Raw genomic sequence first — 25,360 nt, forward strand, 5'->3', positions numbered from 1 at the left:
AGGTGCGACGAGGATGACCGGCGAGACGCCCCGGACGACCGAGGCGACCGAGATGAGCGGGAGGGCTCCGGCTGCTGATCGCCGTGGCGCAGACGCGGGGACCGCACGCCGGCATCCTCGGAGGCGGTGGCGCGACGACCTCACCGGGTGGGGGTTCATCGGGCCGGCGATGATCATCGTCCTCGGTCTGTCGATCTTCCCGGCGGGCTGGGCGCTGCTGCTCTCCCTGCAGAAGTGGAACGGGTTCTCGCAGGCGCGGTTCATCGGCGGGGACAACTACTCCGATCTCATGTCGGATGCCGAGTTCTGGGATGCGGTCACGCACACCGGCCTCTACGTCGCGCTCTTCGTCCCCGCATCCGTCCTGCTGGGCCTCTTCCTCGCCGTCGCGCTGAACAGGAACATCCGATTCATCGGCATCTACCGCACCGCGATCTTCGTGCCGTTCGTGGCGTCGGCCGCGGCGACGGGCATCCTCGCGACCTACCTGTTCAGTCCGCAGTACGGCCTCGCGAACAACCTGCTCCGATCCGCCGGGCTGCCGGCGCAGGGCTGGCTGGAGGATCCGAGCCAGGCGATGCTCGTGATCGCGATCATGTCGCTCTGGGGCGAGGCCGCGTTCACGACCGTCATCTACCTGGCCGCGCTGCAGGATGTTCCGCCCGATCTGCTGGAGGCCGCCCGCATCGACGGCGCGAATCGCTGGCAGACGTTCTGGCGGGTCGTGTGGCCCGAGCTCGGGCCGGTCACGGTGTTCGTCACGATCTGGCAGACGATCGGAGCGCTGCAGCTGTTCGACCTGGTCTTCACGACGACCAGAGGCGGTCCGCTGGATGCGACCAAGACGATCGTCTACTTCCTGTGGGAGAAGGCGTTCAAGACCCTGCAGTTCGGCTACGGCTCCGCCGCCGCGTACGTGCTGTTCGCCGCGACCCTGATCATCACGGTCGGCATGGTCATCTACTCCCGCAAGAGCAACGTGGAGGCGTTCTGATGACGCTGAGCACCTACACGATCACCACCGGCCGCCCCGGCAGGCCGCCGCGCCGCCGCCGGCGGATGAGCGGCTGGCACTTCGTGCTCGCCCCGCTGGCCCTGATCTTCGTGCTGCCGTTCGCGCAGATGATCCTGGCCTCGCTCTCGCCGGCCAAGGAGCTGGTGAAGTTCCCTCCGCCGTTCGTGCCGTCGCGGTTCACCCTGGACGGCTTCATCGCGCTGTTCACGACCACCGACATCCTGATCTGGCTGGTCAACAGCATGATCGTCTCGGTGATCGCCATCGTCGGGCACGTGGTGCTGTGCTCGCTGGCCGGCTACGGCTTCGCCCGGCTGCGCTTCCGCGGCCGCAACATGGGGTTCTTCATGATCGTTGCGACGATCATGATCCCGACCCAGCTGCTGATGATCCCGACGTACATCATGTTCTCGAAGCTGGGCATCATCAACACCCTCTCGGCGGCGTTCGTGCCGTGGCTCGCCTCGGCGTTCGGCATCTTCCTGATGCGGCAGTTCTTCCTCTCGATCCCCGCCGAGATCGAGGAGGCGGCGGCGCTGGACGGAGCGAACCGGCTGCAGACCTTCCTGCGCGTCGTGCTCCCGCTGGCCAAGCCCGCCATCGCCACGCTGGCGATCTTCACCCTGCTGAGCTCGTGGAACGACCTCATCTGGCCGCTGATCGCCATCAACGACGACTCGATCTTCACCGTCCAGCTCGGCATCGCGAACTTCCAGAGCACTCGCCGCACCCAGTGGGACCTGCTCATGGCCGGCAACGTGATCGCGACGGCGCCGCTCGTGCTCTTCTTCCTGTTCGCGCAGAAGCAGTTCGTGCAGACGATGACCATGTCGGGGATGAAGGGCTGATGACACGCATACTCGTCGCGGGTGACGCGAATCTCGATCTCGTGCTGCGCGGTGACGTGCGGCCGCGGTTCGGTCAGGCGGAGCAGCTGCTGGACGGCGCCGACCTCGTGCTCGGCTCCAGCGCCGGCATCTGCGCGGCCGGGCTGGCGCGCCTGGGCGTCGACACCGCGCTGGTGGCGCGCGTCGGGGATGACCTGTTCGGAGCGCGCACCCGGGAGCTGCTCACGGCATCCGGAGTGGACTGCTCCGCTGTGAGCACGGTCGACGCGCCGACGGGGATATCCGTCATCCTGTCCGCGCCGGAGGACCGCTCCATCCTCACGCTCGCCGGCGCGATCTCCGGGCTGACCGGCGAGGAGGTGCTGCGGGCGGCGACGAACGCCACGCACGTGCACTTCGCCTCGTCCTTCCTGGTCCCGGCCCTGACCGCGCAGCTTCCCGAGGTGATGGCCGAGCTGCGCAGGCGCGGCGTCACCACGAGCCTGGACACCAACTGGGATCCGGATGAGCGCTGGCACGGCATCGCCGAGTGCCTGCCGCTGACGGACGTCCTGCTGCCGAACGCCGCGGAGGCGATCGCGCTGGCTCGGGCACAGGGCGAGACCGCCTCGGATGCCGAGACCGCTGCGCGCGCGCTGGCCGCGCGCGGACCCCTCGTCGTCGTCAAGGACGGCGCGGCCGGCGGGCTCGCCGTCGCGGACGGGGAGGTGCTGCGCGCGCCGGGGCTCGACGTGCAGGTGACCGACACCACGGGCGCCGGAGACAGCTTCGACGCGGGGTTCCTCGCCGCCTGGACGGCCGGTATGGCGATGATCGAGTGCCTTCACCGCGCCGCAGCCGCCGGATCGCTGTCCACTCGCGGCGCAGGCGGCACCGGCGGTCAGGCGACGGATGCCGAGATCGACGCGGCGCTCGCCGCCGGACGGGCCGCGGTGGGCGCGCGCTGGGAGGGCGTGCGCGGGCCGGAGGAGCCGAGCGGTGCGTCGTGAGGCGGGCGTCGTTCTCGCGGCGGTGCTGCTGGTGCTCTCGGGGTGCGGCGTGAGTGCGGACGCGGATCCGCTGCCGACCGGTGCCGGCTCCGACGCCGTCCTCGACGTCGGGCCGAGGACGGCGTTCGTCGATGCGGGGCCCGACGGCGCGCACCTGCAGGACGGTGACGACTGGACTCTGCCGGACTGGGTGCGCCCGGCGGAGAACTCCGGCCTGTTCTCCGAGGAGGCGTCCCCGGACGACCTCGTGGCCGTCCGCTCGGTCGATGTCAGCTGGCGGCAGCTGCAGCCGGAGAAGGGCGGTGCGCTCGACCGCGTCGCGACCGGCGAGGCGCAGGGGATGAGCTTCGAGGGACTGGATGCGCAGCTTCGCGAGCCCGGCGACTTCTGGATGCGGATCTTCGCCAGCGGCGAGGACTGGGCGCCCGAGTGGGTGGCGGAGGACTGCGGTGTCGGCGCGTACGGTCCCGACTACGACGGCCAGCGGCACCTGCCGATCTGGGACGAGTGCGTGTGGGGCCACCTGATGGACACCTATCGCGCGCTCTTCGTCGACGCCGGGCTCGCTGCGGATCCGCGGCTGCGCTTCGTGTACGTGCCGGGCGCGTTCACCTGGGCGGAGTACGACTACGAGATGATCTCCGCCGCGGTCGAGAGCGGCGACCTCGACGAGGAGACCTACCTGCGCTGGTACGGGCACGCCTGGTCGGATCTCGTGGAGCTCTTCGGCGACAACGCCCGCAAGCTGGTCTTCACCGGCGAGGACTACCCGTGGGGCCCCTTCGGCGAGGCCGACGATCTGCTGGCGAGGCAGGCGGTGGATGCGGGGATGGGTGTGCGCACCGGCATCACCGAGCTGGCCAACTTCCACCTCAGCGAAGCACCCGCCTACGGCTCGAGCATCCAGCCCGACGGCCACCTCGTCGTGGACGAGTCGCTGCCGATCCACAGCGGTCGCTACGTGGTGGCCACCGAGAACGAGTGCTACAACGACTGCGGCTATCAGAGCAGCGATCCGTACTACTCGGTGCGGCAGTCGAACCTGAAAGCGCTGCAGCTGCGCATGAACTGGATGTACGTGGTGCCCGGCCCCTCGTACCTGGCGGAGTACGCGGAGCACTGGGACTGGGTGCGGCTGGAGCTCGGGCAGAAGGCGGAGACCTCCCCCGACGCGTGGGCGGCGTTCCGAGATGCGGAGGACCGCTACTGGGCCGACGAGGAGTTCCCCAGGCAGTGGCGCGACCGCCCCTGGGTGCGCAATCTCGAGCGCTGGCTCGTGCAGGTCGACGAGCCGGGGTCGGTGGCGCACCGGACGGACGTCGACACGCACGAGGGCGACCTCGAGGAGGACAACGGCATCGCGCACGAAGGACTCTCCACCGCGGTGGCCGATGGTGACACCGGGTTCGTGCTGTCGGTGGATCCGCGCTTCGCCACGGCATCCGACGGTCATCGCACCGTGCTGAAGGTGACGTTCCTCGACACCGGCGACGGCGCGTTCGCGATCGACACGGATGCCGGGTCGTCCGTCGCCGTCCCGAGAACGGGGTCGGGGGAATGGCGCACGGCGACCGTGGCACTCCCCGACGGCGCGGTCGGCGAGGACGCCACTCGGCTGAGGATCTCGCTGAGCGATGGGGCCGACGACCTGGTCGTGCGCTTCGTGCGGCTGGTCAGGACAGCGGCATCCGCGGCGTAGCCTGGACCCATGCCGCCCCGCAGGATCGAGATCGCCGAGGGACGCGCTGCGCTCGCCGCCGTCGCGTCCGGCGACGGCTCCCGCCCGAGCATCGCGACCGCCGTGCGGTATCTGCTGCAGCTGCTCGACGAGAAGGCTCCGGGCAACAGCGTCGAGGTGCGCGTGCCGCCGTTCGGCGCCGTGCAGGTGGTGCAGGGGCCACGGCACACCCGCGGCACCCCGCCGAACGTGGTGGAGATGGATGCCGCGACCTGGATCGCCGTGGCCACCGGCGCGCAGTCGTGGGCGGATGCCGTGGCTGCGGGGCTCGTGGCGGCATCGGGCACCCGGGCCGACCTGGCCGACCTGCTTCCGCTGCGCCCTTGACACCGGATGCAGGGCGAGCGCGGGCGTGGCGTGGGAGAATGGGGGCATGTCGCAGAGCGCAGAGCACCAGACGACCGAGGCCCGGATCCGACCGGTCCCGCGCTTCGGCGTGTTCCTTGGACTGGGCGCCGTGCTCGGCGTGATCGTCGCGGGCATCCTGACGGCGGTCGGCAGCTACGAGAAGTCCGCGGTGATCGATGTCGTCTACCCACCGGGACAGGTGTTCGGCTTCGCTCTGCTGTGGACAGTGCCGATCGGCATCGCGCTCGCCGGGACGGTCGCGCTGATCCTGGAGCGCACGGCCCGCCGCCATGAGCGCACGGTGCGCGTCGAGCACGAGCGCGTCATCGCATCCGACGACTGAGCGCGGGCGATCGGCCGCCCTGCGCACTCAGCCGCGCACGAGCTGCAGCGAGAACTCGACGAAACCGTCGTCCTCCACCGAGACGAATCCCAGACTGGGCGCCTCGACGCCGAAATCGGCGAACGTGATCGGGATGCTGCCCACCACCTGACCGCTCTCGCCGTTCAGCACGGCCTGCAGCTCCACGCTCACCGGCTGCGTGACCCCGGCGAGGGTGAGATCGCCCGTGGCGGTGACCGTCTGCGCGACGCCCTGCTGCAGGGCGGATCCGGCCTGAACGGGCTCGGTCAGCTCGAATGTCGCGGTGGGGGACTCGGACGCCCGCATCGCGTCGTTGCGGAAGTACGCGTCGCGGTTGCCGGAGTCGGTGGCGATCGAGGCGACGTCCACCTCGATGCGCGCGGCGGTCAGCGCGTCGTCGGACACGGTCAGCGCGCCGGTCACCTTCTCGGTGCGGCCGGTCACCGTGACGTCGGTGCCGTTGAGCACCTCATCGACCCGGTAGCCGGCGTACGAGTCGTCGCCGACCGTCCACTCCCCCTGCAGATCGGCGACGTCGACCGCCTCTCCTGCCGCGGTGTCCTCGGCAGTCTGCAGTGCGGGAGCGGATGCCGCGGGTTCGACGAAGTAGTCGCGGTAGATGATCGGTCCGGCCACGGCGGCGCCGACTCCGAGTCCGACCACCGCGACTCCGGCGATGGCGAGGGTGACGAGTGTGCGCTTCTTCATGGCAGTGTCCTGTCGTGGAGGAGTGTTCCTCGCGATGCAACCACGGCGATGCGCCGGGCATGGCGAGATTCAGCGGTTACATCAGCATCCGCCAGCCGAGGCAAAGGAATCAGGCGAGTTCGGCGATCACCGGTCGCATGGCCGCATCGAACGCGACCACGTCGCGCCGCAGCCCGTCGGTGACGGCCACGCTCAGCGCGCCGATCCACCAGATGCCGCGCTGACTGAACGGCAGCACCTGCACGTTCAGCTCGAAGGAGTGCGCGCGACGCCCGATCTCTCGCTCGAACTCGGCGATCGCGCTCGCGTACGCCCGGTAGGCACCACCCGACGAGCTGACGCTGTCGACGTAGCGGTTGTGCACGTCCTGCGCGTAGCGCAGAGCGGATGCCGCGTGCGGCACGATCGCGTCGCGCAGATCCTCCGCGCCGGTGGTGGGCAGGGCGACCAGGGTGTCGAAGCCGTCGACCAGGTCGAGGGGCACGTCGGAATGGTGCGCGCGCGGTTCGACGGTCATGTCCCAGTACTCGCGCCACTGCGCCTCGAGTGCCTCGTCGGCGTCGGCCGCGTCGGGGCGGCGCACCTCGAGTCCGCGCAGCGCGGGGAGGTCCTCCGGAGCACGGATGCCGAGCAGCTGACGCAGCGCGAGCGCGACCAGCACCGAGGTGCCCGCGTCCTCGCGGATCAGCCACTGCGGCTTCTCGCTCATGGCCCCATCGTATGGGGGTTGCGTGCGCTGTGCGCGGAGCGTCAGCGGCGGCGGGCCAGGATGCGGCGCTGCAGGCGCGCGCGGCGACGGGACTGCGGATGCGTGGCGTCGACCAGCGCCTGGCGGGCGGCCGCGAGGGTGGGGTAGCTGCCGATCCGGCGGCTGTGGCTGTCGTGCACCACGTGCACGTCGTGCTCGAAGGTGACGAAACCGGCGTACTCGCCGCCGCTGGTCGCGACGAACACGTCGTCGTCGGCCTGACGCCAGGAGAAGTCGGACGCGGTCGGGTCCGGAGTGGATTCGGTGATCGGTGCGGGCGCGCCGAGGCGCGCGGAAGTGTGGATACTGCTCATGATTCTTGATTCGTGGGCGGGCGGCACGCTGCCGCATCCGCTGTGGCCGGGGAGGGGTTCGCGTCGGTGCGAACCAGCCTTCAGTGCCCTGGCCGGGCGTGCGCTGCACCGGGTGAGAACCGGCGAACCTGCGCAACCACTCATGATAGCACGTCCCTGGCCCCGGCATCCGCTTCGCCCTGTCGCGGCCGTCGTCTCCGAGCCCGCCGCGACCGGCTCGGCCCGGTAGGCTGTGAGGGTGGCAGCCTCACCCACCAATCCCTACGCCCAGGCCGGTGTCGACACCGCGGCCGGCGACCTCGCCGTCGAACTCATGAAGGCCTCGGTGCGCGCGACGCACGGGCCCGAGGTGCTCGGCGGAGTCGGCGGATTCGCCGGCATGTTCGACGCCAGCGCCCTGCTCGGCTACACGCGTCCGCTGCTGGCGTCCAGCACCGACGGCGTCGGCACGAAGGTCGCTATCGCGCAGGCCATCGACAAGCACGACACGATCGGGCAGGACCTGGTCGGCATGGTCGTCGACGACATCGTCGTGGTGGGCGCGAAGCCGCTGTTCATGACCGACTACATCGCGTGCGGCAAGGTGGTGCCCGAGCGCATCGCCGACATCGTGCGCGGCATCGCCGAGGCGTGCACCGCGACCGGCACGGCCCTGGTCGGCGGCGAGACGGCCGAGCATCCGGGCCTGCTGGGCCCGCGCGACTACGACGTGGCCGGTGCGGCCACCGGAGTCGTCGAGGCGGATGCCGTGCTCGGCGCGCACCTGGTTCAGGACGGCGACGCCGTGATCGCGCTCGGTTCGAGCGGACTGCACTCCAACGGCTACTCGCTCGTGCGCCACATCGTCGCGAACGCCGGCATCGGCTACGGCGACAACGCCGCCGACCTCGGCACCACCTGGGGCGAGGCGCTGCTCGAGCCCACCCGGCTGTACACGACGCCGCTGCTGAAGCTCATCGAGGCCGTGCCCGGCGGCATCCACTCCCTCAGCCACGTGACCGGCGGCGGCATCGCCGCCAACCTGGCCCGCGTGCTGCCGCAGGGCAGCTGGGCCGAGGTCGACCGGTCCACCTGGTCGCCCAGCCCGGTGTTCCGCGTGCTGGCGGACATCGCCGGCACGCCGATCACCGACACCGAGGGCACCTGGAACCTCGGCGTCGGATTCCTCGCCGTCGTCGCCGAGGAGCACAAGGATGCCGCGATCGCCGCCATCGGCGCGCAGGGGATCGCGGCCTGGCAGGTGGGGACGGTGCGCACCGGCGCGCGTCCGGCCGGAGACTTCGAAGAGGGCGCCAAGGGCGTCGACGGTGGAGCTGTGCGCCTGGTGGGCGCGTACCGAGACGGAGCGAAGTAACACGCATGTGCGGCATCGTCGGAATGGTCGGCACCGGCCCCGTCAATCAGGACATCTACGACGCGCTTCTGCTGCTGCAGCATCGCGGACAGGATGCCACCGGCATCGCGACCGCGGAGCCGAGCGGCGTGATGCACATGGCCAAGGCCGAGGGCATGGTGCGCGAGGCGTTCCGGACCCGTGACATGCGCTCGCTGCTCGGCAACATCGGCCTGGGGCATGTGCGCTACGCCACCAAGGGCACCGCCTCGAGCGAAGAGGAGATGCAGCCCTTCTACGTGAACTCGCCGTACGGCATCGTGCTCATCCACAACGGCAACCTCACCAACACCCGTGAGCTGACCGCCGACATGGAGCGTCGCGACCGGCGGCACCTGAACTCGTCCAGCGACACCGAGCTGCTGCTGAACGTGCTCGCGAACGAGCTGCAGACCACCACGTCGACCGTGGATCTGGAGCCGGAGCGCATCTTCGAGGCGGTCGCCCGCACGCACCAGCGCATCGAGGGCGCGTACGCGGTGATCGCGATCATCGCCGGGTACGGCCTGCTCGCCTTCCGTGATCCGTTCGGCATCCGTCCCCTCATCCTCGGGCGGCGCGCTTCGACGAGCTCAGCGACCCAGGGCGGAGACGAGTGGGTCGTCGCGAGCGAGTCGCTCGTGCTCGAGAACGCCGACTACGAAGTGGTGCGCGAGGTCGAGCCCGGCGAGGCCGTGTTCATCACGAACGACGGCGAGCTGTTCACGCAGCAGTGCGCCGAGCGCACGCAGCTCACGCCGTGTGCGTTCGAGTACGTGTACCTGGCCCGCCCCGACTCGATCATGAACGGCGTCTCGGTGTACGAGTCGCGCCTGCGCATGGGCGAGAAGCTGGCTGACACGATCGCCACGCACGTGCCGCTGGACGAGATCGACGTGGTGATGCCGATTCCGGACTCGTCGCGCCCCTCGGCCATGGAGGTCGCCCGCAAGCTGGGCAAGGAGTACCGGGAGGGCTTCTACAAGAACCGCTATGTGGGCCGCACCTTCATCATGCCGGGGCAGGCGGTGCGCAAGAAGAGCGTGCGGCAGAAGCTGAACGCCATGTCGGCGGAGTTCCAGGGTAAGAACGTGCTGCTGATCGATGACTCGATCGTGCGGGGCACCACCAGCACCCAGATCATCCAGATGGCCCGCGACGCCGGTGCGAAGTCCGTGATCTTCGCGTCGGCGGCACCGCCGGTGCGCCACCCGCACGTGTACGGCATCAACATGCCGTCGCGGTCGGAGCTGGTCGCGCACGGACGGACGATCCCCGAGATCGCCGAGGAGCTGGGCTGTGACCGGATCGTGTACCAGGAGGTCGACGACCTCAAGGCCGCGATCATCGAGGGATCCGGCCTGACCGACCTCGACATGAGCTGCTTCGACGGCCGCTACATCACCGGCACCGTGACTCCCGAGTACCTGGACTGGGTCGAGAAGTCGCAGACCTCGTGACCGCATGACTGGGCGGGCATCATGACAGCCAAACCGCTCTGGCAGGGCCGCGCACTCGCGGTGCTCGGCATCCTGCTGTGCGCGTTCTCATTGCGCTCGGCCGTGGCATCCCTGTCGCCGGTGGTCGACCACATCGCATCCGACTTCCCGCTCTCGTCGGCGGTGCTGGGGCTGATCGGCACGCTGCCACCGGTGTGCTTCGCCGTGTTCGGCCTGCTCACGCCGCTGCTGGAGCGCCGCCTCGGGATCGAGCGACTCACCGTGATCGCGCTGGTCGCGATCGCGACCGGGCTGGTCCTGCGCGGACTGGTCGCGGAGTCGGTGGGTCTGGTGCTGGCGACGGCGGTGATCTTCGCGGGTGTCGGGATGGGCAACATCCTGATGCCGCCGCTGGTGAAGAAGTACTTCCCCGACCGCATCGGGCTGATGATGACGCTGTACACCACGGCGATGGCATTCTCGACGTTCGTGCCGCCGCTGGTCGCGGTGCCGGTGGCGGATGCCGCGGGCTGGCGCTTCTCGCTGGCGATGTGGGCGGTGTTCGCCCTCGCCGGCGTGCTGCCCTGGCTGGGGATGCTGGTGAAGGGACGCGACGCTTCGACGGGCCCACGCGCCGCCGAGGCTCCGGGCGGCGCGGAGCGACGGCCGGAGAGGGGCGTGGGGATCGAAGGGTCGCCCCGGAATGAATGGGTCCCTGAGCCTGTCGAAGGGCCCGATTTCGCCATCACCGGCCCGATCGCGACATCCCCGACCAACCGCCGGCTCTTCGCCCGGCTCGCGCGCATCCCGCTGGTGTGGGCGCTGTCGGCGGCGTTCGGCACGTCGTCGATCATGGCCTACGTCTCGTTCGCGTGGCTGCCGGTGATCATGATCGATGTCGTGGGTGTGGATGCGGCGACAGCCGGCCTCCTGCTGTCGCTGTTCGCGTTCGTGGGTCTGCCGTCGTCGCTGCTGATCCCCGTGCTGGTCGTGCGTTTCCACGCCACGCGGCCGCTGTTCCTGTTCGCGGCGCTGGGCGGTCTGACCGGCATCCTCGGTCTGCTTCTCGCGCCGCTGCCGGGCCTGCTCTGGCTGTGGACCGTGCTGTTCGGACTCGTCGGGATGCTGTTCCCGCTGGCGCTGGTGCTGATCAGCATCCGCTCCCGCAGCTCGGAGAGCGCCGTGCTGCTCTCGAGCTTCGTGCAGAGCGTCGGTTACACGCTGGCCGCGATCTTCCCGGTTCTGATCGGTCTGCTGCACGAGGCGACGGGCGGCTGGACGGCGCCGCTGATCGTGATCGGGGCGGTGCTGATCGCGAGCATCCCGGCCGGCATGATCGCGGGCCGTCGCCGCACCGTCGAGGACGAGTGGGAGGCCAGGCACAGCGCCTGGTGACGCGCGTCCGGGCGACTGCTGCGCTCAGGAGTGCAGGGATCAGGCCCTTTCGAGCTCGTCCTCGTCTTCGTCCTCGTACTGGTCGGCCCACTTGTCGACGTACTGGTCCTCCTCAGAAGAGGGGTGTCCGAGTTCGCTCTCCAGTGCGGAGAAGTTCACGTTCGGACTGTACGACTTGAGTTCGCGAGCGATCTTGGTGTGCTTCGCCTTCTGACGGCCACGGCCCATGCGCGAGACCCCCTTTTACGAGTTCAGCAGCGGGCTGTGCGAAGCCCGATGATTTTTCACGGCACCGGCTCGAGGCCGGTAAGAGTAGCATTCAGGATAGCACGCACGCCAGAGCCTGAGGCCGTCCTGCGGCCGGTGAGGGGAACGATCGCCATGTCAGATTCCACGCCCACAGCATCCGACGAAGCCGCTCAGAACGCCGCGCTGCAGAACGCCGTCATCGCCGGCATCCAACCCGGCCAGCCCGCCCACGTTCTGGCCGAGGCGCTGCGCTATGCCAAGCTGCTGGGGGCGCCGCTCGTGGTCGCCCATGTCGACGTCACCCGCTTCGTCACCTACGAGGACCCCGATGGCTACGTGCACTCCGCGCCCATCGACCTGAACATCGATGCCGGTGCCGCCGAGTTCGAGGACGTGCAGAAGGCGGCCACCGAGGCGCTCGAGCAGGAGGACATCGTCTGGACCGCGCGTCAGCTGGTCGGCGATCCCGCGCTGGCGATCAAGCAGCTCGCCGAGAAGCTCGACGCGCAGCTGATCGTGATCGGCACGCGCAAGCGCGGCATCGGCGAATCCATCCGCGAGTTCTTCACCGGGTCGGTCGCCGCGCGCCTGGCCCATCGTCAGCATCGGTCGGTGCTCGTGGTGCCGCAGACCGAGTCGGTCCCGGACGACCAGCAGGACGTCTGGGAGGAGTGAGCCCGCAGCCTCACATCAACGCGGAGCCGCCAGCGCCCTGGTCACCGCGTGAGCGGCGTCGTCGAGCGCGTGCTCCAGGTCGCTGACCACTGATGCCTCGAGCACCCCGCCCCGCGCGACGTGCGTGCGCAGGTCGGTGCGCACCTGGGCGCGGAACGCGTTGATCGCGGCATCCGCCCGCTGCAGCTGCTCCCGACTGGTCGCGCGCTCGTCACCCATGCCGTCCGAGCGCATCCGCGTCTTGGCCGAGACCCGCTCCTCACGAGCGGCCGTCGCGAGATCCGCGCGCAGGCTGCGCATCGCCTCCTGCACGCTCTGGCGCACCTCCGTGGCGATCAGCCGCACCGAATCGGCGAGGCCGTTCTCGATGCCCTCCAGATCCTCCGATCGTGAAGCGAGCTCGGCGCGACCCGCATCCGTGATGGCGTAGATGGCGGTGCGCCCGTCGATGGTCTTGGTGACCAGGCCCTCCTCCTCCAGCTTCGCCAGCCGCGGGTAGATCGTGCCGGCGCTGGGAGTGTAGGTGCCGCCGGTGCGGTCGGTGAGCGCCTGGATGATCCCGTACCCGTGCTGCGGCGCCTCGCTCAGCAGCGAGAGCAGATACAGGCGCAGGTCGCCGTGCGAGAAGACCGCAGGACTCATGATTCCTCCCATTCCGGGTCGTCGGCGACGGTGGCGCGTGCCTGGCGCAGCACCGTGATGCCGCCCGAGACCGTGTTGGCGCGCACATCGACGAAGCTGCCGGCCAGCTCGCCATGCTGCCCGGTGTAGTTGCTGGGACCGCCGCTGGAGCGCTGCACGCCGTCGACCGTGAGCTTGCCGCTCATGCTGCGCAGCACGTAGTTGGCGGGCAGCGTCTCGTCCAGACGCACCGTCACCGCGCCCGAGACGGTGTTGAGGTTGATGGTGTTCACGTCGCCGAGCGCGTCGATGAGCACCGATCCGGAGACCGTGTCGATCGTGGCCTTGCGCAGCGCGCCGGTCACGGCGACGTCGCCCGACACGCTGTTCGCGCTGACCGACCCGGTCAGCGCCCGCAGCTGCACGTCGCCGGAGACCGAGTTGACCGAGAGATCGCCGGTCACCTCGTCGGCGATGATGTCGCCCGAGACGGTGTTGAGCTTGATGTCGTTGCGGATGCCCGAGACCAGCGCCCCTGCGCTGACGACGCCCAGGCTCAGCGAGATGCCGCGCGGAACCGCCACGCTGATCTGCGCCTTGGGCCCGCCGGAGCCGAAGTTGCGGAACACCTCGAGAAAGTTGTCCCACCCGATCTGCGGGTGGTCGATCTCGATCTGGGTGCCGTCGGATTCGACGCGCAGGTCCTTGGTGGTGACGCCGTGCACTTCGATGCGGATGCCCGGTTCGTCGTGCGCGACGACATCGATCTGCCCGCCGACGAGCCCGACCTTGAGCCGGGTTGCGGAGGCGATGTCGATGACGCGTTCCTCGCCGGGGGCGATGAGCCACTTCTCGGTCATGGTTCGTTCTCTTCCTGTCGAGCGATATCGAGATATATCGCGTGTTGTCAGCGTAACACGATATATCGCGAGTTCGTCAACCCCGTCCGCCTTCGAAATCGGGTGGTGGTGCTTGACCTTGACGCGGCGTCAACTTCTACGGTGGTCATATCGACGGACACGAACCGACGTCAGGAGAGGAGCGGTGCCATGGACTGGTCGATTCAGGAGATCGCCCGGCTCGCGGGAACCACGAGCAGGACGCTGCGCCACTACGGCGACATCGGTCTGCTTGCACCTTCACGCATCGCGAGCAACGGCTACCGGCACTACGACGAGGCCGCTCTCGTCCGTCTGCAGCGCATCCTGCTGCTTCGTGAGCTCGGGCTCGGCTTGCCGCAGATCGCCGAGGTGCTCGACCGTGGGACGGCCGAGGCATCCGCTCTCCAGACGCACCTCGGCTGGCTCCGCCAGGAGCAGCAGCGACTCGCGCGGCAGATCGCCTCCGTCGAGACCACCATCACCGCATTGACAGAAGGAGGAACCCTCATGGCAGAGAACATGCTCGACGGCTTCGACCACACCCGATACAAGGATGAGGTCGAGCAGCGCTGGGGAAGGCAGGCGTACGCCGACGGCGACCGCTGGTGGCGCGGGATGAGCGAGGCCGATCGCGGCGACTGGAAGCAGCGCGCCGCCGACCTCGGCCGCGACTGGATCGCCGCCGCGGAGAGCGGCGCCGACCCGGCATCCGATCAGGCACAGCAGCTCGCCGGTCGCCACGTGGCGTGGCTCACCGGCATCCCCGGCACCCCGGCCGCCGACGGCGGGGACGTCAGGGCGTACGTCATCGGCCTCGGCGAGATGTACGTGGCCGACCCGCGCTTCGGTGCCAACTACGCCACGACCGAGGGCGGCACGGCCGGCGCTGAGTTCGTCCGCGACGCCCTGCGCATCTACGCCGAGGCGAACCTGTAGCCCCGCCATCTGAAAACAGGGGCCGCGGCCGCGATATCCGTCTGTGGATGGATGCCGCATCCGTCCGGGGATGATCGGATGGAAGCATGACCGAGAATCCGCCGTCTCCCGCAAGCCCGCCGCCGGTGCTGTCCCTGCGCGGGCTGCGCAAGCAGTTCGGCACCAACGTCGCCGTGGAGAATCTCTGGCTCGACGTGCCGGCCGGATCGATGCTGGGGCTGCTCGGCCCGAACGGCGCGGGCAAGACGACCACGCTCGCGATGGCCACGGGGCTGCTGCGGCCCGACGCGGGCGCGGCCATCGTGCTGGGAGCCGACGTCTGGCAGGACCCGGCCGCGGCCAAGGGACGGATGGGTGTGCTGCCGGACGGCGTGCGGATGCTCGACCGGCTCACCGGCGCCGAGCTGCTGCGCTACTGCGGCCTGCTGCGGGGAATGCCGGAACCCGACGTGGCGAGCCGCTCCGCCGAGCTGCTGGAGGCGCTGGGCCTCGCCGATGCCGGGAGCACGCTGGTCGTGGACTACTCGGCGGGCATGCGCAAGAAGATCGCTCTGGCCTGCGCGCTGATCCATGCGCCCCGGCTGCTGATCCTCGATGAGCCGTTGGAGGCCGTCGATCCGGTCTCGGGCGAGACGATCCGGCAGATCCTGCGCGCCTACGTCGCCGGCGGCGGGACGGTGGTGATGTCCAGTCACGTGATGGAGCTCGTCGAGTCGATGTGCGATCGTGTCGCGATCGTCGCCGAGGGGCGTCTGCTGGCAGATGGCACGCTCGACGAGGTGCGCGCGGGGATGACGCTGCAGCAGCGCTTCCTGCAGCTGGTGGGCGCTCACGAACTGGGATCGGAGACGCTGGCGTGGTTGCGCTCCTCGTAAGCCTGCGGTGGAGGCAGCTCGGCCACCAGCTGGGCCGGAACCCGTGGATGATCGTGTCGCTCGTCATCGGCGGGCTCATCGCCGTGGGCCTGCTCGGCTCGATGCTGGCGGGGCTGGTGGCGGTGCGGATCGCCGCGCCGGATGCCGCAGCCAGGGCGATCGTCCTCGCGGGGACCGTCATCGTGCTGGCCTGGTGGATCGGCTCGATCGTCGTGAGTGCGGATGACGCGCTCGCGCCCGAGCGCTTCGCGCTGCTGCCGGTGACAGCGGGGTCGCTGCTCCCGGGTCTGGTGGTCGCCGGCGCCACGACGGTCGGCGGCATCGGCACCGCGTGCGCACTGCTGCTGACGCTGGTGGGCTGGTCCGTGCAGCCCCTCGCCCTCGTCTCCGCGATCGTGCTCGCACCGCTCGCGCTGGCGACCTGCGTGCTGGGCGCCCGCGTCGTCAGCGGTCTGCTGGCCGGCTGGCTCGCGGGCCGGCGGATGCGGGACCTCGTCGTCATCGGGGGCACGCTGCTGCTGGCGTCGTCGGGGCTGCTGCTCAACCTGCTGATGCGCGCGATCGCCGGCACGGACGGCCCCCTCGCACTCTTTCCCGGGCTGGCAGAGCTGGCCGGGTGGACGCCGCCCGGCGCCGTCTTCGGCGTCTCCGCGTCGCTCGCGGCAGGCGACCCGGCGGCAGCCGGACTGAGGCTGCTGATCGCCGTGGCCACCGCGCTCGGTCTGTGGTTCGCGGCCCGCAGGCTGCTGGCCGCCCGGCTGGTGGCACCGATCCAGGGGCGCGGCGGCAGCCGCATCCGCTCCGGAGGGATGCTGGACCGCGCGCTCCCCGCGACACCCGCGGGAGCGATCGCCGCCCGCACACTGCGCTACTCGCGCCGTGATCCCCGACACGTGGTCAACATCGTGATGATGCTGGTGCTGCCCGCGCTGCTGATCGGCATGACCCTGATGAACGGACGCGACGGCGGCTTCAGCGCCGGGATCGTCCTCATCCCCGCGATCAGCGCCGTGATGGTCGGCACGACCGTGCAGCTGGCGCTCGCCTACGACAACGACGCCCTCGCCCTGCACATCCACGCCGGTGTCTCGGGGCGCGCCGACCGCGCGGGCCGGCTGCTGGGGCTCGGCGTCATCGTGGTGCCCCTCATCGTGGTGCTGTGCGTCGCGGCGAGCCTGCTGGCCGGGCGTCCCGATCTGCTGCCGGCGAGCCTGGGAGCGGCGGTCGGCCTGGGCGCCGCCGGTGCCGGTGCAGGTGCGTGGGTGGGCGCCTTCCTGCCCGGCCGCGCGCCGGCGCCGGAGGCCAGTCCCTTCGGCCGCGGATCCTCCGGCAGCGCGCAGTCGCTGCTCGGGCTGCTCATCATCGGACCGGTCGGCCTCATCATCGGCGGCCCCGCGCTCGGATTCGCGATCGCGGCCATCTGGATGCCGTGGCTGGGAGGGGTGAGCCTCGCTCTCGGGCTGGTGCTGGGCGGGGCCGCGGTGTGGGCGGGCGTGTCCCTCGGCGGCCGCATCCTCGACCGTCGCTGGCCCGAGGTGCTGGCCGAGGTCTCCAGCGAATCGTGACGGGGACGATGCCGTCCGATGGCTCGCGGCCGCGGTGCGCGGGTAGTCTGGCTGAACGATGAGCATCACTCGCCGCACCCTGCTGCTCGGCGCCGGTACCGGTGTCGCCGCGGTGCTCCTGGCCGCATGCACACCCGAGACCCCGACGCCGAAGCCGACGCGCACCCGCACGCCCGGCCCCAGGCCGACCGCGCCCTCGAAGGTTCCCGCGCCGTCGGCGTGGGCGCGCAGCGCCTGGACGAAGGACCCGTACTCGTTCGGCGCGGTCAGCTACCTGCCGGCGGGCGCCGAGCCGCAGCAGCGCGAGACGCTCGCCGAGCCCGTCGACGACAGGCTGTTCTTCGCCGGCGAGGCGCTGGATGCCGATCACCCCGGTACCGTGCTGGGCGCCGTGGACTCCGGTCGATCGGCCGCGCTCTCGCTGATCAATGCGGCCGGCGAGAAGGAGCGCGTCGCCGTGATCGGGGCGGGCGCTGCTGGCGTCGTCGCGGCCCGGATGCTGGCGGATGCCAACCACGACGTGACCATCTTCGAGGCGCGCGAGCGCACCGGCGGCCGCATCGTCGCGCAGACCGCAGACGACTGGCCCATCCCCGCTCAGCTGGGCGCCTGGCTGATCACCGACGAGCAGCTGACCGCGCTGCACGACCGGCTGACCGTGCTCGGCGAGGAGCAGGTGCTGCTCGAGACCGCCACCGGCTGGTCGGAGGAGGGCGCGACCGGCACCGTCTCCGGAGAGGCTCTCGCGCAGGCCGTCGACAAGGCGAAGGGCCTCCCCGCCGACGTCGTGCTCGCCGAGGCGCTCACGCAGAACGGCGCCGATCCCGACGACCCGGCGCTCGCGGCATCCCTGGCGTGGCTGGCGGCGATCAGCGGCGCCGACCCGGCCAAGGCATCCAGCTGGTATCCGCCCGCGTTCCCCGACGACGCCCTCGCCGGCATGGCCGAGGACCTCGGCTCGTTCTTCGACGACCACCTCAAGGACCTTCAGGTCACGCTCGCCTCGCCGGTCGTCCGCGTCGCCTACGACGACAGCGGCGTCAGCCTGCGGCTCGGCACCGGCGAGGCGCTGTCGTTCGACCGGGCCGTCGTCACCGTCCCGCTCGGGGTGCTGCAGCAGCAGGGCATCGAGTTCGCCCCCGCCCTGCCGTTCTCGCATCGCGGCGCGATCGCCGGCCTGGCATCCGGCTTCATCGAGTCGGTGTGGCTGCGCTTCGACGAGCCGTTCTGGGATGCCGAGCAGGAGATCTGGCATGTGGTCGGCGGCGACGGACTCATCCGCACCTGGCTGAACCTGCTGCCGGCCACCGGCGAGCCGGTGCTGGTCGGCCTGGTCGGCGGAGCGGATGCCGAGCAGTTCGCCGAGCTCAGCGAGCGCGATGCGAAGGTCGCCGCCAGAGCGGCACTGGCCTTCTTCGCCGCCACCCCTTCGGACGAGAGCTGATCACACCCCACGGGGCCACGCGCACGCGCACGCGGCTGAGCAGCACGAGCGCACTCGCGACCACGGCGAAGATCGACAGCGCGGCCAGGCACGAGATCGACATCTCGGGCAGTCCCGACACCTGCCGCGGGTCGAGGAAGTAGTACGGATACCAGCCGATGATCCGCCCCCGCCAGATCGTGAACACACCCCAGATCACCGGGTACAGCAGCACCAGCGGGAGCACCCGCCAGGATGCCGCACGACGTCCGGGACCCAGCACCCAGCCCGCGACCGCGCAGGCCGGCAGCACGTAGTGCAGCACCACGTCCGACCAGGGGACGGTGATCGGGATGCCGCGCACGCCCGCCTGCCAGACGATGATCGAGAACGCCAGCCCGGCCGTGACCGTCCAGCTCAGCACCAGCGCGCGCGCGGAGGTCAGCCAGATGGGATCTCGCGCCCGGCGCAGGGCGGTGATGCCCGCGATGAGGGTGATGATCGTGAACGCGACGTTGGACTGGATGGTGAGGTACGCGAAGAAGTTCTCGCTGGCCAGGGTCTGCGAGCCCATGCCCCACAGCATCCGGTGCGTGAGCGACACGACGCACGCGGCCGCGGCGAGCAGACGCAGCCATCCGAAGATCCTTCTCGTCAGCACGCGGGTGTCGTCCTCCTGGCGGCGACCGCTCCCTCGGGCGGGGCGGTTCGGCCGTCTCCCGAGTCTACGTAACGTCCGCGGGAGCGCACAGCGGCGCCCGGGATGCGGCGGGGTACCTTAGGTGGGTGTCGAACCTCTCCGTGCTGAGCCTGCGCAACCGCGCGCTGATCGCCCTGATCACGATCGTCTCCGCCGTCTTCGGCGGGCTGGCGCTCACCAACCTCAAGCAGGAGCTCATCCCCTCGCTCGAGCTGCCGGCGCTGATGGTGATGACCACCTATCCCGGCGCCTCTCCCGAGGTCGTCGAGCACGATGTCTCCACGCCCGTCGAGGATGCGATCCAGGGCGTGCCGGGGCTCGAGTCCACGCAGGCGACCAGCACCACCAACGCCTCGATCGTGCAGGCGATGTTCACCTACGGCACCGACCTCGCCACTGCCGAGCAGAAGATGCAGCAGGCCATCAACCGCATCTCGCAGCAGCTGCCCGACGACGTCACGCCGCAGGTGCTGAGCGTGTCGATCGACGACTTCCCGGTGATCCAGATCGCGGTCACCGGCTTCGACGACGCCGAGGGCACGCAGAACGACCTGCAGACCACCGTGATCCCCGATCTCGAAGACGTCACGGGCGTGAACGCGGCGGAGATCGTCGGCGGGGTCGGGCAGCGGATCACGATCACGCCCGACGCTTCAACGGGCTCAGCGACCCAGCAGCTTCTCGCCAGGGGCCAGACGCCCGGTCAGGCGATCAGCCAGGCGCTGCAGCAGAACGGCGTGCTGCTGCCCGGCGGCGACATCACCGAGGGCGACGAGACGCTCACCGTGCAGACCGGCGCGAAGCTGACGAGCGCGAGCGAACTGGCATCCCTGCCGCTGGTCGGCACCGACCTGACCGTCGGCGACGTCGCGACCGTGGAGCAGACCACCGACCCGGTCACCTCGATCTCGCGGGTCGACGGCGAGGACGCCCTCTCGATCGCGGTCACCAAGCTCCCCGCGGCCAACACCGTCGACGTGTCCCAGGGCGTGCTCAGCGCACTGGACGAGCTGAAGGAGACCTTCCCCGATCTGGACTTCACGGTCGTCTTCGATCAGGCGCCGTTCATCGAGCAGTCCATCGAGACGCTCGCCACCGAGGGGCTGCTGGGTCTGGCGTTCGCGGTGGTCGTCATCCTGGTGTTCCTGCTCTCGATCCGGTCGACCCTGGTCACCGCGATCTCCATCCCGACCAGCGTGCTGATCACCTTCATCGGCCTGCAGGCGTTCGGCTATTCGCTGAACGTGCTCACGCTCGGGGCGCTCACGATCGCGATCGGACGCGTGGTCGACGACTCGATCGTCGTGATCGAGAACATCAAGCGGCACTACGTCGAGGGCGCCGACAAGGGCGATGCCATCCGGCTGGCGGTGCGCGAGGTGGCCGCCGCGATCACGGCATCCACCATCACCACCGTCGCGGTGTTCCTGCCGATCGTGTTCGTCGGCGACATGGTCGGCGAGCTGTTCCGTCCGTTCGCGATGACGGTGACGATCGCGATGGTCGCCTCGCTGCTGGTCGCGCTCACCATCGTCCCGGTGCTGGCTTACTGGTTCCTGCGGCCCGGCAAGCCGCTGAGGGATGCCGACGGGAACCGCATCGATCCCGAGCATCCGGACGCCCCGCCCACCCTGCTGCAGCGCGCCTACCGGCCCATCCTCGGGTGGACGCTCAAGCACTCCGCGACCACCGTCGTGATCGCGATCCTCGTGCTGGCGGGCACGCTCGCCGCGGCGCCGCTGATGAAGATCAACTTCCTCAGCGACTCCGGGCAGAACACCATGACGGTCACGCAGGACATCGGCGGCACGGCCAGCCTGCAGGCGAAGTCCGACGCGGCGAAGCAGGTGGAGGAGGTGCTGGAGGATGTCGACGGCATCACGCACGTGCAGGCCTCGATCGGCTCCAGCGGCTCGGCGCTGCGCGACGCGTTCTCCGGCGGTGCCGGTATCACGTACTCGATCATGACCAGCGACGCGGCCGACCAGGAGAAGCTGCGCGCCGAGGTGCAGAAGAAGATCGACGACCTGAAGGATGCCGGTGACGTGAACGTCGGCGCTTCCTCGGGCGGCTTCGGCTCGACCGACATCACGATCAGCGTGACCGCACCGACCGCCGACGTGCTGCAGCAGGCGACCGACGCCCTGACGGAGGATCTCGAGGGCCGCGACGGCATCGGCGAGGTAACCGACAACCTGGCCGCGTCGCTGCCCTACATCGCGGTGATCGTCGACCGCGCCAAGGCGGCCGAGCACGGACTCTCCGAGGTGGCGGTCGGGTCGATCGTCTCGAACACCATGCGCCCGCAGCAGCTCGGCACGATCGAGGTCGACGGTGCCGGCCTGACGGTGTACCTGGTCGCCCCCGAGCCGCCGACCTCGGTCGCCGCCCTCAAGGATCTGGCGGTCACCACTCCGACCGGAATCGTGAAGCTGTCCGAGATCGCGCAGGTCGAGCAGCGCAACGGTCCCACCGGCATCACCACCGAGAAGGGCCAGCGCACGGCGACGATCACCGTGCCGCCGGCATCCGACGACCTGGCCGTGGCCACGGCATCCGTCAACGCAGCGCTCACCGACGTCGACCTGCCCGAGGGTGCGCGCGCCGAGATCGGCGGCGTCGCCCAGCAGCAGGCCGACTCGTTCTCGCAGCTGGGGCTGGCGATGCTCGCCGCGATCCTGATCGTGTACGTGGTGATGGTCGCGACCTTCAAGTCGCTGCGTCAGCCGCTGCTGCTGCTGGTGTCGGTGCCGTTCGCGGCGACCGGCGCGATCCTGCTGCAGATCGCCACCGGGGTGCCGCTGGGAGTCGCCTCGCTGATCGGCGTGCTGATGCTGATCGGCATCGTGGTCACGAACGCGATCGTGCTCGTCGACCTGGTGAACCAGTATCGCGAGAAGGGGCTGTCGACAGCGGATGCCGTGATGGCCGGCGGCGAGAAGCGACTGCGGCCGATCCTGATGACGGCGCTGGCGACGATCTTCGCGCTGACGCCGATGGCGCTCGGCATCACCGGCCACGGCGGGTTCATCTCGCAGCCGCTCGCGATCGTCGTGATCGGCGGCCTGGTGTCCTCGACCGTGCTGACGCTGATCGTGCTGCCCACGCTGTACAACCTGGTCGAGGGCGCCAAGGAGCGTCGCGCCGCACGGCGGGCCGCGCGCGGAGGCGGGGCATCGGGGCCCGACGGTTCCGGTCCCGGCGGTGGTGGCGGTGCTGGGCCGCAGGGACCGCGCACGCCCATCGCACCGGAGATCATGCACCGCAGCGACGTCGAGGCGCATCTCGCCGGCGAGTCGGCAGGTGCACGCCGGGAGGCGCGGGACGCGGTGCGTGCAAGTGCGGACCGGAAGACGGCATTCGATTCGAGGTCGGCGGCGGCTGCCGATGGCGGGGCGGATGCCGATGACGCGGCTGCCGATGATGCGGCTGCCGATGGCGCGCCGGCCGGGGAAGCTGTGGACTCGAGCGCGGTCGCACTTCTGCACCACTCGGAGCCGGTCGTGCCGCAGGCATACTCGCATGCCGGTGCCGCGCCGGATCGGATGCTCACTGCGGCGGCTGCCGCATCCGCCGCCGCAGCTGCAGCGGCTTCGGCGGCCGCGGCCGCGGCATCCGTCGTCGCGCAGGCCTCGACGCACCCGAGCGAGCACTACCCGACCCGTCGCGAGCTGCGCTCCCAGGGCCTGCCGTCGGCGAATCCCGTCGACTGATCCCGCTCAGGCGCTTCGCTTCCGTGCGGCGTCGGCCCTGCGCGCCGTCCGCGACGGTCCGGATGGAAAGTGCTGGTCCCGGGGCTCGCGCACCGGCGTTCTCCATCTCGGCGACCTCGGTCGGGATGGAAAGTGCTGGTCCCGGGGCTCGCGCGCCGACGTTTTCCATCTCGGCGGTGTCGGTCGGGATGGAAAGTGCTGGTCCCGGGGCTCGCGCACCGGCGTTCTCCATCTCGGCGGTGTCGGTCGGGATGGAAAGTGCTGGTCCCAGGGCTCGCGCACCGGCGTTCTCCATCTCGGCGGTGTCGGTCCGGATGGAAAGTGCTGGTCCCGGGGCTCGCGCGCCGACGTTCTCCATCTCGGCGGTGTCGGTCGGGATGGAAAGTGCTGGTCCCGGGGCGCTCAGCTCGAGAAGCGGATGCCCCACTCCAGCGTCCACGACTCGTCCAGGGCCAGGCGGCGCACGCCGCGCCCGGAGTTGAACGCGTCAGCGGGAGCAGTCATCGGCTCGACGGCGACGACCAGATCGCGCCCCGGGTAGCCCGTTGACGTGTACGCCTGCACATACCCGAAGCCGGGCCCCTGCTGCAGCGTGACCGCGCGGCCGTCGGGAGCGGTCAGCGTGGCGCGCACGAAGCCGTCGACATCCCGGCGCAGGTTCGCGTACCCCGTGTCCAGCTGCACGTCGCCGAGCCGCCGCCCCTCGCGCAGGTCGGTGCCTGCCGACACCGGGGACTCGCCGACGGGCAGCATCCGCTCATCGGTCTCGAAGTACGTCTCCGCGGGAATCCGCAGCACAAGGGTGCGCGGGTCGGCGTCGCCGATCGTCAGGTAGGGGTGCGTGCCGAGCGCGACCGGCGCCGCGGCGGCCGAGCGGTTGGTGAGGGTGTGCGTGACTTCGACGCCGGCATCCGTCAGCGCGTAGCGCACCGTCGTCTCCACCAGATACGGGTAGCCGGTCTGCGGGACGATGCTCGCCGCCAGCGTGACCGCGTCGTCGGTCTGCGCGACGATCTCGTACGCCGTGAAGCGCAGCAGCCCGTGGCTGGCGTTGCGGAACTTCGGCTCGGTGACCGCCAGGGCGCGGGTGGTCCCGCCGTCCTGCCAGACGCCGTCGCGGATCCGGTTGGGCCACGGCGCGAGCACGACCCCGGACGCGCCCGGCGTCGGGGCATCCTCGGGATACGGCGGCACGATGTCGACACCTCCGACGGTCAGGTGGCGCAGCGACGCACCGACCTGCGCGATCTGCGCCGTCACGTCGCCGCGCTGAAGACGGATCTGGATGCCGGTGGGTGAGTGCGCTGCGCGGTCGGAAGCCATAGCGCCCATGGTATGACCGTGTGCGGGACAGTGACGTGTCGTCGGAGTTTCAGCGGCGGTGCTGCTCGGTCCACCGGGTCAGCTCGGCGGTGAGCGCTTCGGGGGCATCCAGCTGGATGAGATGGCCGGCGTCGGGGATGATCGCCAGGCTCGACCCCGGCATGGCTGCATGCAGTCGGTGCGCGCGGTCGACGGGGATCCAGGCGTCGTCCGCACCCCACACGATGTGCACGGGCTCGTCGATCGTGGAATAGCTCGGCTCGATCTCGTCGGTGTACCGCTCGTCGGCCTGCGCGATCTGGCGGTAGAAGGCAGACTGACCCGTGCTGTCGACCCAGGGCGACACGAGCATCGGCAGCTGCTCCTCGATCGACCCATGCGCTGCACCGCGGATGTAGGCCTCGATGGCTCCTCGATGCACCGCGGGCGGCAACTGGGAGAAGACGTCGGCGTGCTGGGCGACCAGGGTGAAGAAGGGAGAGCCCCAAGGCGACAGCGCGACCACATCCACCAGGCACAGCGACGCAAAGCGTGCGCCGTGCAGCAGCCGGGCGCGCAGCGCGACCGCTCCGCCGAAGTCGTGAGCGATGACGTGCGGGCGTTCCAGGCCCCAGGCATCCAGCAGGTGCGCGAACAGCTCGCCCTGCGTGCCGAGGTCGACGGCGTGCTCGGCATCCTTGGAAGACGCACCGTAGCCCGGCATGTCCCACAGGTAGACGGTGAAGCGCGATGACAGCGCCTTCGCGATGGGATGCCACAGAGCCGACGACCAGGGTGTGCCGTGGAGCAGCACGAGCGCGGGGCCGGTTCCGAAGCTGTGCCAGGCGACCCGACGCCCTCGCCAGGACAGGGAACGGGGTGGGGAGGGGGTGCCCATCGATCCATCCTGACAGATGAGCGGTGTCAGGGTTCTCGGCGGATTCCCCGGCAGCACGGGTAGACTTGTGCTGTCGGCTTCGGGCACCCGCGCATCTGCGGGACGTTTCAAAGTGTGAGCCCAGGGGCCGATGGTTCATCAACCATCACATGAATGGCCCCGGCCGACGAATGCCCGGGTATGTCCGCCGTGCGCTGAGCTCTGTGCGCACGGGAGCGGATGCTGTTCTCGTGTCAGAGACAGT

The 25,360-nt window shown here is 70.1% G+C and carries 24 protein-coding genes; 15 read left to right on the forward strand and 9 right to left on the reverse strand.

Annotation, left to right across the window (positions count from 1 at the left end; all coding sequences use genetic code 11):
- The first annotated feature begins 52 nt into the window (after positions 1 to 52).
- From Q9R19_RS00375 to Q9R19_RS00400, 6 genes are read left to right on the forward strand one after another with little or no spacing between them, the layout of a single operon-like run.
- The gene (locus tag Q9R19_RS00375; protein WP_311254376.1) at positions 53 to 994 is read left to right on the forward strand and encodes a sugar ABC transporter permease; all 942 of its coding nucleotides are present in this window, start codon (positions 53 to 55) and stop codon (positions 992 to 994) included.
- Positions 994 to 1,863 carry a carbohydrate ABC transporter permease gene (locus tag Q9R19_RS00380; protein WP_311254377.1) on the forward strand — a complete coding sequence of 290 codons (870 nt, stop codon included), beginning with the start codon at positions 994 to 996 and terminating at the stop codon, positions 1,861 to 1,863. The genes Q9R19_RS00375 and Q9R19_RS00380 overlap by 1 nt, the downstream gene beginning before the upstream one ends.
- Entirely contained in the window at positions 1,863 to 2,852 is a 990-nt protein-coding gene (locus Q9R19_RS00385) for a PfkB family carbohydrate kinase (RefSeq protein WP_311254378.1), read from the forward strand. Before Q9R19_RS00380 ends, Q9R19_RS00385 begins: the two co-directional genes overlap by 1 nt.
- Entirely contained in the window at positions 2,842 to 4,551 is a 1,710-nt protein-coding gene (locus tag Q9R19_RS00390) for a hypothetical protein (RefSeq protein WP_311254379.1), read from the forward strand. The genes Q9R19_RS00385 and Q9R19_RS00390 overlap by 11 nt, the downstream gene beginning before the upstream one ends.
- A gap of 9 nt (positions 4,552 to 4,560) precedes the next feature.
- Entirely contained in the window at positions 4,561 to 4,917 is a 357-nt protein-coding gene (locus tag Q9R19_RS00395; RefSeq protein WP_311254380.1) for a sterol carrier family protein, read from the forward strand.
- 46 nt (positions 4,918 to 4,963) lie between these two features.
- Complete coding sequence (locus tag Q9R19_RS00400) at positions 4,964 to 5,281, forward strand: potassium transporter Trk (protein ID WP_311254381.1); 318 nt, start codon at positions 4,964 to 4,966, stop codon at positions 5,279 to 5,281.
- Positions 5,282 to 5,308: 27 nt separating this feature from the next.
- Here the strand turns inward: Q9R19_RS00400 and Q9R19_RS00405 are convergent, their stop codons facing one another.
- The 3 genes from Q9R19_RS00405 to Q9R19_RS00415 form a co-directional block, all read right to left on the reverse strand.
- Positions 5,309 to 6,010: a YceI family protein gene (locus tag Q9R19_RS00405; RefSeq protein WP_311254382.1), complete on the reverse strand. Its 702-nt coding sequence runs from the start codon at positions 6,008 to 6,010 to the stop codon at positions 5,309 to 5,311.
- A 109-nt stretch (positions 6,011 to 6,119) separates the two neighbouring features.
- Positions 6,120 to 6,719 carry a zinc-binding alcohol dehydrogenase gene (locus tag Q9R19_RS00410; protein ID WP_311254383.1) on the reverse strand — a complete coding sequence of 200 codons (600 nt, stop codon included), beginning with the start codon at positions 6,717 to 6,719 and terminating at the stop codon, positions 6,120 to 6,122.
- A 41-nt stretch (positions 6,720 to 6,760) separates the two neighbouring features.
- The gene (locus tag Q9R19_RS00415; RefSeq protein ID WP_311254384.1) at positions 6,761 to 7,072 is read right to left on the reverse strand and encodes a hypothetical protein; all 312 of its coding nucleotides are present in this window, start codon (positions 7,070 to 7,072) and stop codon (positions 6,761 to 6,763) included.
- A gap of 238 nt (positions 7,073 to 7,310) precedes the next feature.
- Here Q9R19_RS00415 and purM point away from each other — a divergent pair, with 238 nt between their 5' ends.
- From purM to Q9R19_RS00430, 3 genes are read left to right on the forward strand one after another with little or no spacing between them, the layout of a single operon-like run.
- On the forward strand, positions 7,311 to 8,426 hold the full coding sequence (gene purM / locus Q9R19_RS00420) for a phosphoribosylformylglycinamidine cyclo-ligase (protein WP_311254385.1): 1,116 nt from the start codon (positions 7,311 to 7,313) through the stop codon (positions 8,424 to 8,426).
- A 5-nt stretch (positions 8,427 to 8,431) separates the two neighbouring features.
- Positions 8,432 to 9,904 carry an amidophosphoribosyltransferase gene (purF, locus tag Q9R19_RS00425; protein WP_311254386.1) on the forward strand — a complete coding sequence of 491 codons (1,473 nt, stop codon included), beginning with the start codon at positions 8,432 to 8,434 and terminating at the stop codon, positions 9,902 to 9,904.
- A gap of 21 nt (positions 9,905 to 9,925) precedes the next feature.
- Positions 9,926 to 11,278 carry an MFS transporter gene (locus Q9R19_RS00430; protein WP_311254387.1) on the forward strand — a complete coding sequence of 451 codons (1,353 nt, stop codon included), beginning with the start codon at positions 9,926 to 9,928 and terminating at the stop codon, positions 11,276 to 11,278.
- A gap of 39 nt (positions 11,279 to 11,317) precedes the next feature.
- Here Q9R19_RS00430 and Q9R19_RS00435 read toward each other — a convergent pair whose 3' ends face one another.
- Positions 11,318 to 11,506 (reverse strand): DUF3073 domain-containing protein, encoded by a 189-nt coding sequence (locus tag Q9R19_RS00435; protein ID WP_311254388.1) that lies wholly within the window; start codon positions 11,504 to 11,506, stop codon positions 11,318 to 11,320.
- Between the two features lie 153 nt (positions 11,507 to 11,659).
- Here Q9R19_RS00435 and Q9R19_RS00440 point away from each other — a divergent pair, with 153 nt between their 5' ends.
- Positions 11,660 to 12,202, forward strand: coding sequence for a universal stress protein (locus Q9R19_RS00440; protein ID WP_311254389.1), 543 nt, complete (start codon positions 11,660 to 11,662; stop codon positions 12,200 to 12,202).
- Positions 12,203 to 12,217: 15 nt separating this feature from the next.
- Here Q9R19_RS00440 and Q9R19_RS00445 read toward each other — a convergent pair whose 3' ends face one another.
- On the reverse strand, positions 12,218 to 12,844 hold the full coding sequence (locus Q9R19_RS00445; protein WP_311254390.1) for a PadR family transcriptional regulator: 627 nt from the start codon (positions 12,842 to 12,844) through the stop codon (positions 12,218 to 12,220).
- Positions 12,841 to 13,683, reverse strand: coding sequence for a DUF4097 family beta strand repeat-containing protein (locus Q9R19_RS00450; RefSeq protein ID WP_311254391.1), 843 nt, complete (start codon positions 13,681 to 13,683; stop codon positions 12,841 to 12,843). The genes Q9R19_RS00445 and Q9R19_RS00450 overlap by 4 nt, the downstream gene beginning before the upstream one ends.
- A gap of 189 nt (positions 13,684 to 13,872) precedes the next feature.
- Between Q9R19_RS00450 and Q9R19_RS00455 the strand changes: the two genes are divergently transcribed.
- The 4 genes from Q9R19_RS00455 to Q9R19_RS00470 all read left to right on the forward strand — a co-directional run bounded on the left by Q9R19_RS00455 (position 13,873) and on the right by Q9R19_RS00470 (position 18,524).
- Positions 13,873 to 14,640, forward strand: coding sequence for a MerR family transcriptional regulator (locus Q9R19_RS00455; RefSeq protein ID WP_311254392.1), 768 nt, complete (start codon positions 13,873 to 13,875; stop codon positions 14,638 to 14,640).
- Positions 14,641 to 14,726: 86 nt separating this feature from the next.
- Positions 14,727 to 15,515: an ABC transporter ATP-binding protein gene (locus tag Q9R19_RS00460; protein ID WP_311254393.1), complete on the forward strand. Its 789-nt coding sequence runs from the start codon at positions 14,727 to 14,729 to the stop codon at positions 15,513 to 15,515.
- A gap of 47 nt (positions 15,516 to 15,562) precedes the next feature.
- Entirely contained in the window at positions 15,563 to 17,080 is a 1,518-nt protein-coding gene (locus tag Q9R19_RS00465; RefSeq protein WP_311255830.1) for a hypothetical protein, read from the forward strand.
- A 58-nt stretch (positions 17,081 to 17,138) separates the two neighbouring features.
- Positions 17,139 to 18,524 carry an FAD-dependent oxidoreductase gene (locus Q9R19_RS00470; RefSeq protein ID WP_311254394.1) on the forward strand — a complete coding sequence of 462 codons (1,386 nt, stop codon included), beginning with the start codon at positions 17,139 to 17,141 and terminating at the stop codon, positions 18,522 to 18,524.
- Here the strand turns inward: Q9R19_RS00470 and Q9R19_RS00475 are convergent.
- The gene (locus Q9R19_RS00475) at positions 18,448 to 19,164 is read right to left on the reverse strand and encodes a Pr6Pr family membrane protein (protein WP_311254395.1); all 717 of its coding nucleotides are present in this window, start codon (positions 19,162 to 19,164) and stop codon (positions 18,448 to 18,450) included. The two genes, Q9R19_RS00470 and Q9R19_RS00475, sit on opposite strands and share 77 nt — an antisense overlap.
- Positions 19,165 to 19,289: 125 nt before the next feature.
- Between Q9R19_RS00475 and Q9R19_RS00480 the strand changes: the two genes are divergently transcribed.
- On the forward strand, positions 19,290 to 22,916 hold the full coding sequence (locus tag Q9R19_RS00480) for an efflux RND transporter permease subunit (RefSeq protein WP_311254396.1): 3,627 nt from the start codon (positions 19,290 to 19,292) through the stop codon (positions 22,914 to 22,916).
- 402 nt (positions 22,917 to 23,318) lie between these two features.
- Here the strand turns inward: Q9R19_RS00480 and Q9R19_RS00485 are convergent, their stop codons facing one another.
- Together Q9R19_RS00485 and Q9R19_RS00490 are read right to left on the reverse strand one after the other, a co-directional pair.
- Positions 23,319 to 24,239, reverse strand: coding sequence for an aldose 1-epimerase family protein (locus Q9R19_RS00485; protein WP_311254397.1), 921 nt, complete (start codon positions 24,237 to 24,239; stop codon positions 23,319 to 23,321).
- A gap of 49 nt (positions 24,240 to 24,288) precedes the next feature.
- On the reverse strand, positions 24,289 to 25,116 hold the full coding sequence (locus Q9R19_RS00490) for an alpha/beta fold hydrolase (protein WP_311254398.1): 828 nt from the start codon (positions 25,114 to 25,116) through the stop codon (positions 24,289 to 24,291).
- Positions 25,117 to 25,360: the final 244 nt, after the last annotated feature.

The organism is Microbacterium sp. ARD32 (assembly GCF_031844385.1).
Classification (GTDB): Bacteria; Actinomycetota; Actinomycetes; order Actinomycetales; family Microbacteriaceae; genus Microbacterium.